11 protein-coding genes are annotated in these 13,605 nt (G+C 41.8%); 2 read left to right on the forward strand and 9 right to left on the reverse strand.

Translation table 11 applies throughout. The features are described 5' to 3' along the window. Positions 1-15: 15 nt before the first annotated feature. The 3 genes from MUCPA_RS16275 to MUCPA_RS16285 all read right to left on the reverse strand — a co-directional run bounded on the left by MUCPA_RS16275 (position 16) and on the right by MUCPA_RS16285 (position 5,359). A complete protein-coding gene (locus MUCPA_RS16275; protein ID WP_162846988.1) occupies positions 16-3,282 on the reverse strand; it encodes a SusC/RagA family TonB-linked outer membrane protein in 3,267 nt (1,088 codons plus the stop codon). A 292-nt stretch (positions 3,283-3,574) separates the two neighbouring features. Then, on the reverse strand, positions 3,575-4,696 hold the full coding sequence (locus MUCPA_RS16280) for a FecR family protein (RefSeq protein WP_008507848.1): 1,122 nt from the start codon (positions 4,694-4,696) through the stop codon (positions 3,575-3,577). A gap of 87 nt (positions 4,697-4,783) precedes the next feature. Further along, positions 4,784-5,359, reverse strand: a complete 576-nt coding sequence (locus MUCPA_RS16285) for an RNA polymerase sigma-70 factor (RefSeq protein ID WP_008507850.1) — start codon at positions 5,357-5,359, stop codon at positions 4,784-4,786. 1,268 nt (positions 5,360-6,627) lie between these two features. On the opposite strand from MUCPA_RS16285, the gene MUCPA_RS16295 reads away from it, so the two are divergent. Continuing rightward, entirely contained in the window at positions 6,628-6,897 is a 270-nt protein-coding gene (locus MUCPA_RS16295; RefSeq protein WP_083839420.1) for a phytoene desaturase family protein, read from the forward strand. A gap of 346 nt (positions 6,898-7,243) precedes the next feature. On the opposite strand, the gene MUCPA_RS16300 is transcribed toward MUCPA_RS16295, so the two are convergent. Then, positions 7,244-7,771 carry a DUF892 family protein gene (locus MUCPA_RS16300; protein WP_008507855.1) on the reverse strand — a complete coding sequence of 176 codons (528 nt, stop codon included), beginning with the start codon at positions 7,769-7,771 and terminating at the stop codon, positions 7,244-7,246. 16 nt (positions 7,772-7,787) lie between these two features. Beyond that, complete coding sequence (locus tag MUCPA_RS16305; protein ID WP_008507856.1) at positions 7,788-8,150, reverse strand: response regulator; 363 nt, start codon at positions 8,148-8,150, stop codon at positions 7,788-7,790. A gap of 158 nt (positions 8,151-8,308) precedes the next feature. Here MUCPA_RS16305 and MUCPA_RS16310 point away from each other — a divergent pair, with 158 nt between their 5' ends. After that, positions 8,309-9,436, forward strand: a complete 1,128-nt coding sequence (locus MUCPA_RS16310) for a TlpA family protein disulfide reductase (protein ID WP_008507858.1) — start codon at positions 8,309-8,311, stop codon at positions 9,434-9,436. Between the two features lie 148 nt (positions 9,437-9,584). Here the strand turns inward: MUCPA_RS16310 and MUCPA_RS16315 are convergent, their stop codons facing one another. The 4 genes from MUCPA_RS16315 to MUCPA_RS16330 form a co-directional block, all read right to left on the reverse strand. Beyond that, a complete protein-coding gene (locus MUCPA_RS16315) occupies positions 9,585-10,823 on the reverse strand; it encodes an IS110 family RNA-guided transposase (protein WP_008507860.1) in 1,239 nt (412 codons plus the stop codon). A gap of 418 nt (positions 10,824-11,241) precedes the next feature. Then, complete coding sequence (locus tag MUCPA_RS16320; RefSeq protein WP_008507862.1) at positions 11,242-11,739, reverse strand: DUF3347 domain-containing protein; 498 nt, start codon at positions 11,737-11,739, stop codon at positions 11,242-11,244. Between the two features lie 35 nt (positions 11,740-11,774). Next, positions 11,775-12,833, reverse strand: coding sequence for a cytochrome-c peroxidase (locus MUCPA_RS16325; RefSeq protein WP_008507864.1), 1,059 nt, complete (start codon positions 12,831-12,833; stop codon positions 11,775-11,777). Position 12,834: 1 nt separating this feature from the next. Beyond that, positions 12,835-13,605 carry an MbnP family protein gene (locus MUCPA_RS16330; RefSeq protein ID WP_008507866.1) on the reverse strand — a complete coding sequence of 257 codons (771 nt, stop codon included), beginning with the start codon at positions 13,603-13,605 and terminating at the stop codon, positions 12,835-12,837.

The raw sequence follows: 13,605 nt of genomic DNA on the forward strand, positions 1-13,605 counted from the left end.
AATCTGATTAATTATTTAAAAAGAGACGTTTAACCCCGCGGTAATTACGCGCATAGGTGGAATAACGGTGATACTTAGATTTTCAGGATCAAGGCCGCCCAGGTTGGAGATGGTTAACAGGTTCTGGCCCTGTGCATAAACTGACAACGCCTTTACATGCATTTTAGAAAGCATATTGCCTGCAAAGTTATACCTGAGGCTGGCATTTTGCAGCCTGGCGTAAGTAGCATTGCTGTAAGCAGCCGTGCTGTTAGTGTAGACCTGCGAAAAATTCAGCAGATTGGTTATGGTTGCGCTAACTTTAGGTACAGTGGTTATATCGCCCGGGTTTTGCCAGCGGTTAAGCCAAACCGTACCGCCGTTAACGCCGTTGTAACCTACCGGGAAGCCATTTTGGGCTACCGCGTTGAGTGACAAACGACTGGTGAAAGTAAAGGAGAAATCCAGCGAAAGTTGTTTGTAAGTGACGGTATTTTGAAAACCACCATAGTACTTGGGCGAAAGATCCCTGAATTCTGTTTTATCTGCACTACCCAAGCTCGGATCATCTGCGGTAATTCCTTTTGCATTGGTATAGGAGGGATTACCGGTTTGCGGGTTTACGCCGGCAAAATTATATAGCAAAGTGCCCGTAACGGGTTTATCAATAATGTAATTAGGCCCTAACGAATAATAAGTAGGCAGTTTAAGCAGTTTGCTTGTTGGGATAGACATATTGAAGCGTGTTGTCCAGCTTAAGCTTTTGGTCCTGATATTGTTGGTGCTTAAGCTCATCTCCCAGCCGCTGGTGCGGATAACCGCATCAGTATTTACGGGATAGCTGCCCACCCCGGTAACGGCGGACAGGGGAATGTTGATGAGCTGATTGCTTGCAATATTACGGTAGTAATTGCCCTCAACATAAATTCTGTCTTTCAGAAAGCCCAGTTCAATGCCTATTTCCTTATTTTTGTTATGTTCCCAGCTCAATTCGGGATTGGCCAGCCCGGATGGGTTTAAAATGGTTTTACCCGCGTAAGTACCCGAGGACGCCGTATATTTGCTTAGATAGGCAAAATCGTTTATGGCATCGCCACCTAATATACCTGTGCTGGCGCGTATCTTACCATAACTTAAAAAGCGGAGGTTGTTTTTAATAAGATCTTCCTCGCTAAATATCCAGGCGGCGGCTACCGAACCGAAATTCCCGAATTTCTTGTTGGGGCCAAAGCGGGTGGACCCATCGCGCCTTCCGTTTAAGTTGACGATGTACTTTTGATTCCAAACCAGCTTCATGATGGCGTATGCGCCCAGATCGCGATAAGGGGTCCTGCCATAGGTTGTGGTGATGTTAGTGCCCGCGGAAGGATTACTGAGCAAAGCATCGGAAGCAAAGCCCGTACCTGATATTTCATCTACGGTATTCAGGTTATTATCAATTTTGCCACCCAGTTTAAAACTAAAATCGCCTTTGTTAAAAAAAGTGCTGGCATATTCGGCATAAGGTTCTATGGTGATATTACGAACCTGGTAGTGGTGGAAAATGCTGTGTGTTGAGGCGGCCGCGTTGGCTGTTGATGGCGGCATGGTTGTAGTAGGATAACCCATCAGTTCCTCGCCGCTGATGTTGTTATAGCCCACGTTGGCGCGCAGTGATAAGCCCTTAACAGGCCGGTATATCAGGCTGGTATTGGCCAAGAGGTTATTGGTTACCGCCCTGTAGGTGCGGTTAAAATCGCCCGTAAAGTTTACAATATTGCTATCCCAATTTACGCTGCCGTCAGGTAAAAACGGGTCGGGCGCATTAGGCGGCGTCAACGACATCAGCCTGCTGAAATCATAAGGAACCATCGTATTCACGTTAGAAAGGTAGGTACCTGCAATGTTATAGCTGAACTTATTATCGGCACTGTTAGTATTAATCGAAAACCTTAACGATCCGTCAATATTTGAGCCCTTGTGCCGTTGAATATTCCCGTTGTTGCGTAAACTGCCGCCAACCAGGTAGCTGCTATTTAACGTACCGCCACCATAGGTGAGGTTAAGGTTGCCGGTTTGTGCCAGGCCGCCCAGCAGTTCCTTTTTAAAATCAACGTTACGGTTGGTAGGGAAGGTGCCGTTTAAATCTTTGTCGCTTGCGCCAACCGGAGTTCCGTCATTCTTTAACGCCTCCCTTCTCAGCATCAGGTATTGATCTGTGTTCATCGGCTGCACTGTCTGACCCAGCAAGGATACCCCATTGTAGATATTAACCGTTAAGGTAGCAGGGCCGGGCTTGGCTTTTTTTGTGGTGATCAGCACCACGCCATAGGCACCTGAGGCGCCGTATAACGAAGTGGCGTCCGCATCTTTCAGTACACTGATGCTTTCTATATCATTAGGGTTTAAAAAGTTAAGACCGTTGCCACCCTGTATAAAATTGCCCGTGCCATATAGCGTGTTGTTTTCCATCGGTAGTTTTGCGCCTGGATAAGTTACACCATCAACTACTACCAGCGGAGCAGGAGCTCCATTGGCGCTGCTAAAGTTAGCGGCATCGCGCAGCCTTAAAGAGAATGCGCCTCCGGGCTGGCCGGTAGCTTGCTGTATAAACAAGCCGGGTACTTTGCCCTGCATAGCCTCCAGCACGTTACTCACCGGGTTCTTTTCAATCTCAGCGCCTGTTATGGTAGTTACATCGCCGGTATTAAGACGTTTGGTGGTGGTTCCGTAGGCAATTACCTGTACCTGGTCCAGGTTGTTGATGTCGGGTTTCATCGAAATAACCGCCGACTTTTTCATTGCACTCACAGGAAGTTCAATGCTGGTGAAACCGATATAAGATACCTGTAATATTGCATTATCATCCGGCACTGTAATAACAAACTCTCCCTTTTCGTTAGTGATTACTGTATAACGCGGATTGCCTTTTACTTTAATGGTTACACCCGGTAAAAACATGTTCTGTTCATCAACAACTTTACCTGTAACTATCCGCGGCGGAGCTTTTTCTGCCGGTAAATCCTGCGGCTGCCTGGAATGAATAACAATAATATTGTTTTCGATAGTAAAGCTTAAGGCTTGCTTGTTAAGGCACCTGGCAAGCGCGTCTTTAAGTTCGGCATCTTTAATATGGACGCTAACAGGCTTCGACTGCGATAGCAGGTCGTCAGTATAAAAAAAGTCGATGCCGGTTTGCTTTCTGATCTCTTTAAAAACCTGTGCAAGCGGTGCTTTTTCCAGGTTAAGGGTAACGCGCTGGGCATAACTTGCAGCACTTACCTGAATAATGGCCGCGGTGAGTATCAGTATTATCAATTTCATAACGCGCAACAGTTTTAGCGCGCAGGCCGGGGGCCTGCCTAATTTTTCAGGACAAAAATTCATACATTTGTTGAGGTTAATTCACGTTGCGGACCTGCCTCCAAGCAATTAGCCCGCAGCGCGAATGATTCTTAATTAATTTGTTTGGCTTACCTGCCAGGCTTACATTTTAACCGGTAGTGTTCCACCACTTCCGGTTATTTTTTGCCCGGCTATAAAGAGCAGGGTTAATGTGGTTTGTACAGTTCTGTCATACTTGATTGGGGTTAATGTGTTTAACTTTAATTGAATTTTATTTGTTAACGATGGTTAAAACTTTATCATGCACCGTAAACTTTACTGTAGCGCTTGATTCGAGCATTTTTAACACCGCAGATAAATTGCGCGAACGGGACACTACGCCGCTAAAAGTAAGCTTGCTGTTGCTGTAGCTGCCGTAATTGATATCCACATCGTACCAGCGGGCAAGTTTGCGCATGATGGCCGGCAGGGTTTGGCTTTTAAATACAAAATCTCCTTCCTTCCAATCCACAGCAGCCTCTACATCGGCCTGTGTAACCTTGATGTTGTTTGCTGAACTTACCAGCGACTGCTCACCGGGTTTAAGTAAAGCCATATTTGTACCGGCGCTAACGCGCACCAAGCCTTGCAGCAGTGTGGTATTGATTAATGGTTCGTCCGCATAGGCATTAATGTTGAAATGCGTACCCAGTACCTCAACCGTTTGTTCCCCGCACGTTACCTTAAAAGGTTTATCCGCGTTGTGGGCAACTTCAAAGTACGCCTCCCCGGTAATTTCAATCCTGCGTTCAGGGCCGTTAAAAACAGTTGGATACTTGATGGATGAGGAAGCATTGAGCCATACGCCGGTACCATCAGAGAGTATCAGGTGATGCTGACCTCCGCGCGGCGTACTTACGCTGTTAAAAACAGTAGGCATATTGACCCGTGCCGGAGCAGGTTCGTCTGTTTTATAGCTCAGTTCGCCGTCGGCCTTTTTTTCTACCACCGCTTCACCCTGGTGGGCTATCGGTCCGTTTTGCACGCCCCCTAAAAATATCTTATGGCCGTTAGCCAGCGTAAGTACCGCTTTGTTTGAACCCGGAAGCGCATCGTTATGCAGCTTTACCGTTTGTTGCACATGAGGAGCAGCCTTATATAAAAAATATGAAGCCGCGCCTGCCATCAGGATAACAGCTGCCGCAGCAGATAACCATGCGCTTAAGCGCCGCACTTTTGCGTTGCCCGGTATTACCAGTTTAAGCCCGGCTATGTTGTTCAGCTGTTCTTCGGTAACCGGCGCAAGGTCGGCAGCTTCCATTTGCTGGTACCAGGCTTCAATTATGGCCTGTTCCTGAGGCGTACAGGTACCCGAATTGTATTTATGCAGTAACTCTTTAAACGAATTATCCATTTCTCCCCTTGATGGTATTTATTGTATGGCAGGTAACCATATACCCAAGGGCTATTGCATGTTAAAAAAAAATTAAATAATTGTTGGCTACAGGTAATGTGTCATAATGAGCACCAGTAAACCTAACTTCATGCGGAGTATTTTTAAGGCAGCTTTAATATGATTTTTTACCGTAAACTCTGATATTTCAAGCTTTTCAGCAATTTGTTTATGGCTGAGGTGCTCCTTGCGGCTTAGCAGAAAAACTTCACGCATTTTGGGGGGGAGGGCTTCAATTTCGCGGTCTATCATCGCCTGCATTTCCTTCTCGCGCATTTGCAGATCGGTTACATAATGCTGATCGCTGATAAAATCTTTGAAAGAGGCGGCATAACGCGCTTCTACACCGCGGTGCTCTATAAAATTAAGTACTTTGTTACGAACAAGAGTGTATAAATACGCGCCGGTATTTTTAACCTCAGGAAGACTGGCATGGTTAAGCCACATCATCGAGAACACTTCCTGCACAATTTCTTTCGCTTCTTCAAAATTGCCCAGCTTTTTGTAAGCGTGGAGTATTAAAATTCCTTTGTATCTGTTATAAAGTTCGGTAAAAGCATCCCGGCTGCCGTTTTTCAGCATTGATATTAAATCTTCGTCTAAATTATCAGTCGGGGAATTCATTTAAAACGGCTAATTGATCAAAAATAATAAATTAACACGAGTACATTGCATTAACAGCAAGGTAACTTGGTGTTTACTCATATATTCGTAGCTTTTGTATTAAAATGAGCCTGTTTATTGTTTTGGCAGTTATAAGCAGCAATAATCTGAGGTATGCGGAAGTTAATTCCTCTATACCAAGTATGATTCTTGCCAAATTGTCAGCTTCAGCAACAAATGCAGTTTGAAGTATTATAAACCCATATTACCTACTTTGCTATCGATAAACTTAAATCAATATATACCAACCATTAATGGTAAGTTCTATGGAAAGAACTTTTTGTATTTAAAAAATCAGAGCAGGTTAATTTATTTTGCACTTTAATTTTGTTCACTATCTCTTCTTAATGGCTTAAAAAAGTGGATGATAGCTCCTGCCCCGATTTAAATTTGGCTGATCAAGGTAACGCCTGGCAACTACAAATAGCGGCGGGTATTCAACGGCTAAAGGTGCTGGTTCACTTGTTGTGGTTACTGTTACCACTTTAAGTCAGCTTCAACCAGCCTTAACAATGGTAGTCATCATATTATTATAAGTTATAATATATTTGGCGGCTCCGTACCTTTAACGTTTACGTTTTCAAGTACTACATGGAATAACACCACCATTTAAGGAGCGAGCGGCGGGGACGCTACATTGTGAAATATCCAGTTAAAATTTGATTGGGAATTACTTTCAGGCGGCACTAACATTCAGCACATACTCGTTAAAAATATTACGTTCTATGGCAATATACTGGCATTGCAGCCTTTACCTTCAAGCGAAACAGATATCAGTTTTTCGGGTAACCATTCCGGGGTAAATTATTGGGATGTTTCCTTCCTTGTGGTATCAACGTTTAGTTTAATCACTGTAAAATCTATATTACCAGCGATGCTATTTGGTGAGGAACATTTGCATCCGCATCTCTTACTGCCACTTTTATTTTACCAGCAGCTGGTTAAATATGAGCCCGAATCCATCATGGAACTGCTGATGTAACGCCTACATTTAGTGTAGCACATAATTTCTAATGAAAAATTAAAAATGTAGCGGGTTTTGTAATTTGGTTGTACTTTTTATTTTGATCTCCCCGTATCAACGGAATGGGTGCTCCATTTGATACACATTAATAACCCATATCCCATGTAAGTTATAAAATAATCATTGTAGATAATTGAGACAATTATTTAATTATAGTACATTACTGTATCACATTTGTGCTAGAAAAAAATCCATTTCTATGACTATGTCAATTAATTTGCCTCCGTGTAAATCAGTTAACAGGTTTTCCGCTGCCGTTATTGGATCCGGATTTGTCGGCTTTAGTGCCGCGGCATACCTTGCGAAGTCAGGATGCAATGTAAGTGTTTATGAAAAAAATGAGCATATCGGGGGGCGCGCGAGGAGCCTGCAAGCCGGTGGGTACACTTTTGATACGGGACCGAGCTGGTACTGGATGCCGGAGGTCTTTGAAAACTTCTTCAACGATTTCGGTTATAAAGCAGATATTGGGTAAGAAAATAGCCAAATTGGCTTGCTGATTTGGCTTGGTTTTCTTTCAGCCAGGACTAATTGGGCCAATAAGAATGTGTTTGTTATTAAAGCTTCCCGGAGCCAGATCTAGCGTCAGCTGATTTGCTGACTCAGTATATGGATGAGGGGATGCGTGGATGGGTTAATAATGAAACACCTGATAACTTACCCGGCTTATGATTTAAATAAGTAGAATTTTCGTACTGATAGTTTTGTTTCTTAATTGAAAAGGATTACGTTTTTTTCGCATTAAAGAGCAATGAACACGCGCAAATCGAATTTTAAAAGTCAACCATGTCCACTCGCAGTAGTATGAATCGACTATCATATCACTTCGTAATATATTTTGCAGCGATTAAAAGTAGCAGAGTTCGGTCTGCCTTGGCTTCATCGTAATTTTCTTTTAGAAGCTGTTTAATCTGTTTGTTTTTAAGTTTAACAGCCGCCATTTGCAGCACTTGGAAAGAAGCCATTTCTACGCTTTCAATATTTTGAAGATAGAATATAATTGACATATCACGAAGTTCTGCTTGGCCAGTTTGTTCCTTTATAGCATTATAAGCATCGTCCACTAGTCCCGTCAAACCGTTTATACTCCCTTTCGATATTTGTGCATCAAGCAATTCATAGATTACCTCCATTCTTGCTAATTGCTTTTCAACATCGTTGACGGTTTCCGTAATGGCTAACTGCAAGTCATTAAAATAAACTTCGTTCTTTAATTGCGGCAGCCAGTTGACCAAGTGCGCCTTTGCATAATAGATACGGTTGAGGTGGTTAACAAAAAAAATCTTTAATTTTTCAGAACCTAACTTTATTTTTTTCGGAGAAGATGATTTATCGGATAGTTCTGACATCGGTAATTGTTTAATGCTAAGATAAGTACTCTTTTACGTGAGATAACAAGTCGAAAATATCAAATGGCTTAGCAATAAACGAATTAGCGCCGCATTCCTTAGCGAGTACGGCCAAATCAGTTTCACCCGAGACGAGCATTACAGGAAGTTGCCTGGTTTCTAATTTTGATTTGATCTCCTTACATATTTCCGGTCCGCTTTTAGCATAGCCGACAATACGAACATCAAGTAAAACCATATCAGGTTGTATAATCCTTATATGTTCAGCCGCTTCACTGGTGTTGGATAATACGGCTTCATAACCGTTCTCCTGGAAGACAACATTCAATATCTCCAAAATGTCTTCATCGTCGTCAATTAAGAGTATTCTTTTCGCCATGTTAAGTTGTCCGCAAATAATAGTCCAGTTTATCGAGTAATCGTCTATTTAAGTTAATAATAGTTTGTTCCTCTAAAAATAACTGTGTCCTTATAATTTTACTTCGCGATATTTGGAGATTAATTTTTGATTCTCATTATCATGCCTATCTTAGCTACATGACAAACAAACTTATTTGGTTTTGTGCTATTTGCTTATTAATCAGTAACCAGACAATTGCTCAGATAAGTACTCTGAATAAAGCTGTTGAAATAATTAACCGATATCGTAATGTTAGTTATTCACAAGTCGAACGTCAAAAGAACCCTTTCAGCGGTGACTGGATCTCATTTAATGTTAAATCATCAGTAAGCCGTATAAGCGAAAATGACAAATCTGAACTCTATGTTATGTTGGAAAGCAGAGGATATAAATATATATACAATGGCTCTACAAGAATAGATTTGGATTTAAACAATAAAACCTATGAGCTTAAGCAAGGAACCGGGGATGAGCCTTATAAAACACCATACTATTGGGCGCAATTTATACAAACGAAATTAGCCACATCACCTGAAAAAATTAAAAGTAAGCCGGATACTATTATTAATAATGTAGCTTGTTTTCATATAAAAGTCGTAATGACTGATTCTGCTTCCAGTAAGGAAATATATGATTTATGTTTAAATAAGACTACCTATTTACCTGTTTATATAAAACAATATTTGCAGGGGAATTTTGGAAAAGGAGATATGACCAGTAATGATATAGCATTAATGGTTAACGAAAGCAGCTACACCGATTACAGTGTTAATGCTCAGAATTTTATTGATGTTAAGAACTTAACCATCCCGACAAACTTTCATACTGAGAAAAAGGTCGCAATGATTACAACGGGCAATAGTGCGCCCGATTGGGAACTGCATGATTTACAGGGAAATATTGTGACCAATGCTCAGCTAAAAGGAAAAGTTACCTTAATTGATTTTTCATTTAACGCTTGCGCTGCCTGTATGCTTTCAATACCTACCTTAAAAAAGCTGCATGAAAAGTATAAAGGAAGCGATGTTAACATTATGACTGTAAACACTTCAGACACCAAACAGTCTGTTATTGCTTTTACTAAAAAAAACGATATTAATTATACGGTACTACTAAACGGAAGTAAAGTGGCCAAAAGCTTTCAGATTTCAGCATACCCCAGTTTTTATCTCATAGACAAAAACGGTATGATAGCCGCGACATTTGAAGGCTATAGTAAGGACCTTGAAAATGAACTTATTAAAAAAATGGATGATCTTAAATAGTACCTATTCAGACATAATCGTTGACCTCAGGCTTTGAAAAATAAGTTTCCTCTGCGTTCTCATGGAACAAGCCTGGGTGCTATCTACAGTTTTGGCAGCTTAGGTTTCAGACTCTTTATTCTATAACCTTTTCCGTCCTTTTAGTTTGTTAATCAATATTGCTTTGAGGCCACGACAGCTTCGCGTTATTATACAAAGCTGCTTTAGCCTGCAAGTCTACGAAGTGAGCAATGCCCTTCTCTTTGTAAATAGTTAGCGTTTCTAATGTATTATACACAACTTTAAGCAACCTTCTTGCGACGGCAACTATAGCTTTCTGCGCTTTCATTCGTTTCCGTAATTTATCAAACAAAGCATGCCAGTAAGATTCTTTCATTCGAACAGCGGCCCAAGCCGCACCAACAATTGCAACTCTTAAATAACTGTTACCTTTTTTTATTGCAGTGTTTTTTCGCTTACCTGCACTCTCGTTGTTACCGGGAGCTATACCGCACCAGGCGGTAAAATGATCAGCTGTTGGACAACGGCTCATATCTTTTCCTGTTTCGCTAATAATGATTTCGGCTGATTTAACACCAATGCCGCTGATGCTATCAAGGCATTCGAATGCTTGTGCATAATGCTCAATGATAATTTCAGTAATTGACTTATCTAAAAAGTCGACTTGCTTTTGAACATGATCATAATCTTCTAATAACATTTGCAGTTGAGTATGATGATAGGTTTGCAACGTAACATCTAATGCTTTGATCAACTGTTCTTTCTTTTTAATTACTTTGCCTCTGGCACAACTTAGCAATTGTTCCTGATCTGTGACACCTTTTGCCAACAGTCGTATCATATCCATAGCTGATAAAGTATGAATCGAACTGATAACAGAGCGAAGTTTGATGTTATTGCTTTCCAGTATCTTCAGTAGGCGGTTCCTTATTTGGTTGAGCTGCCATGTATAAAAAAGGCGATTACCGCAATAATCTCTGATTATGCGCTGGGTACTATCAGGCATAAAACTTGGTCTAATTAAACCGTGTAGTAATAATGTACAAAGCCATTTGGCATCCTTGCGATCAGTTTTTCGCTTAGGTATTTGCTTAATGTGAACAGGATTTGCAACAATGACTTCGATACCTGCTTCTGTAAGTATGGCATGTAAGCTCATCCAATAAATGCCCGTGCTTTCCATCAGGCAGTGGTGAATATCATTCTCTTGTAACCAATCTCTGATCTTTTTGAGTTCACAGGTATAAGTGCCGAACTCCATAAACTCCTGATTGCTACCATCTTTCCCGGAGATAAAGCCGACGATCTTATCTTTGTGCATGTCAAGACCACAAGCTTTGTCTAATTGAGGCATAATGTTTACATCTTCAATAACTTGCTGTTTCATAAATATCCTCCTTTGATTATCTATGAACTACATTTTTATGAGCCCGGATGTTTTTCGAATCATAATACTTAGGTTAAATTAATAGTTATCAGGAAATATGAATAAATTTTATTACCAATATTCTATACATGGTGTAGTATTGAGCCTAATTGTAAAGGTACTAAAAGAAAAAAGCTACATGCAATAAAGCTGTGAACTTCGCGCCAGGCGTAAAAGCGATACCATCTACCGCCGACTGGCCTTTAACCTGATAACTGTTTCAAATTGCGCTTCTTTCCATTTGATATTGAATAATTATTGATCGTTAGGCTGATCTCGTATTTACGCTTCGTGTAATTCAGAACCAGGTCATTGATAAAGTAGCCTTAACAGGATAAGGAGCGTTTTTTTCACCACATAAATTTAAGCGTTTTCAAATCTATTTTTTAGCCGCAGGCAAAGTTTCGGTGACCTTGCTGCAATTAGCCATACCCATGTAGGGATCTTTTCCTTTATCAGAATCACTTAGGAAATAACGTTTGGTCATGGTGCAGTACTGGCGGTAAAGCACGCTATTATTAACTTTCAGTTTTTTAACCAAAGTGTACAGGTTGTTGGAAAGGCTGGCGAAGTGTTCGCGCTGATGATCGATCTTGTTCACTTCGCTGATATGCCTGCTGTCAAACTCCAGTTTGGGTAGTAAGGCGGCTTCATCAGCGCTTAGACCTGTTTTAGGCACTTCGCCAATTGATGCCAGCAAAGTTTTAGCTTTAGCCTCGGCCACCGTGCCATCACCACTTACTAAGGCATCTTTCAGCGAAAGGTAATTGGTAATCACCGTATTGATGGGTTTTGTTTGGGCGTTTTGTGCTTTAACGGTTAGGATGGATAGCACTGCCATTGCTAAAAATAAAGCTGTTGTTTTTAACGTTTTCATGTCTCTAGTTTTTAAATGGTTAATTTTTGATGTTGTTATTCCGGTGCCTGGAAACGCTTATCGTTTACAAAGTCCCGGTCGGTTAAGGTTTTAAGAAAGGCGATCAGCTGGTGTTGTTCAAGTGTCGTCAGACTGATACCGTAAACATTGTTTTGATGTAAAGCGGGGTCAAGATTTGCAGCCGGCTTTACCCCAGAATTATAATGGGCTAATACTTCTTTTAATGTCTCAAACCTGCCGTCGTGCATGTAAGGGCTGGTCAGTTCGATGTTGCGCAGGGACGGAACACGGAATTTACCCCGGTCTGTTTCCAGGTGAGTGATGCTGTCCCGGCCAATATCATCAGGTTTCAGGTCAAGGCCGTTACTGCGGTAAGACAAGTCAGTAAATAACGGTTCCTGGTGACAGGTGCTGCATTTTTGTTTGAATAATGCATAACCCGCCGTTTCGTCCTCGGTAAAATCGCCGCCTTTTTCTTTCCTGATATACTTATCATACTTTGAATTTGCGGAAACAAGCATACTGGTGAACTGTGCCAATGCCCTGAACGTGCGCTGTGAATTGATCTCCGTTGTTCCAAAGGCGGCTTTAAATAAAACCGGGTAAGCCGTCGTTTGCTGTAATCTGCTGACAATAGTATTCAGGTCGGTCGCCATTTCGCAGGGGTTGGTCATCGCGTTCATGGGCGACACTTCGATATGATGTACACCGCCATCCCACATAAATTCCTTTTGCCAGGCCAGGTTAAATAAAGGCGGCGCATTTCTTGTACCCATGCATTCATCAACACCATGACTAACGGCATGGTCGAGGTTTGCAAAAGCGGCAAAAGACTGGTGGCAATTCGCGCAGGAAATGGACTTGTCTTTGGATATGATCGGATCGTAGAATAATATTCTGCCCAACTTAAATCCATTGCTGGTTATGGAATTGTCTTTAAAATCATATACAGGTCTAGGGAAATTGGCAGGCACGGCGAAGCGAACGCTATCGGCTGCGATGCCATAATTAATTCCCTTAAACCCATAATTGAATGCCGTATTGACAGTGATAAATGTAAGCAGCACGAAAAAGACAATTCCCTTAGCTTTCATATCAGTTCTTTACTTTGGTGATCTTAAAAAGCCCATCCGCGTAATTATCCGCAACGACAACTGAATTTGGCCCGCCCATCGTGAAGTTCAGTTTGGCAAAATCTACGGTAGTTTTACCCTGGAACAAAGCGCCTGCATTAGCGATCAGTTCAAGTTCCGGTAGTTTGCCGTCATTGATCTTTAAGGTCTTCGGAAGCTTTTGTGTAAAGGTGCGGATCGTATTGTTGGGGGCTTTGGCACCACCGATATGAAAGGTCAAGCGATTCTTCTTAGCCGTAGATTTCGGAGATTCCCCCTCCAGTTTTACAAAGATGTATCCGCTGTTCCAGCTCCAGAACATCCCTTTGGCCGGGTCAAGTACACCGGTTTGCGCACCAGCGAAATTACGCAAGCTGTCCACGCCAATAGTAAACGTGATGCCCGTGTATTTTCCTTCGGGAATATTGGTGATCTGCTGGTTTAGCGTAGTGGAATCCGCCGCGTTCACCAAAAAATAAGAATCAGGTATCGCTATCTTATCGCCATTCTTTGCGATGAGGCTAACGTTGCTGATATAGTATTTAAACGTGGTGATCTTAAGATCATCACCATTAGCGTTTTGATACAGCGATAAACTGTCATTCAATTTCAGGGCTTTGCCGTCCATTACGTTTTTGAAATGAACCGCAACTGTACCAGTTTTAGCAGCCTTTTTAGGGTCACCGGGGTTTGGTTTAGCACTTACCGTTAAGCCGGTGATTGCCAGCATTAGCAGGGTGATTAATTTTTTCAT

It is taken from the genome of Mucilaginibacter paludis DSM 18603 (assembly GCF_000166195.2).
Lineage (GTDB): Bacteria > Bacteroidota > Bacteroidia > Sphingobacteriales > Sphingobacteriaceae > Mucilaginibacter > Mucilaginibacter paludis.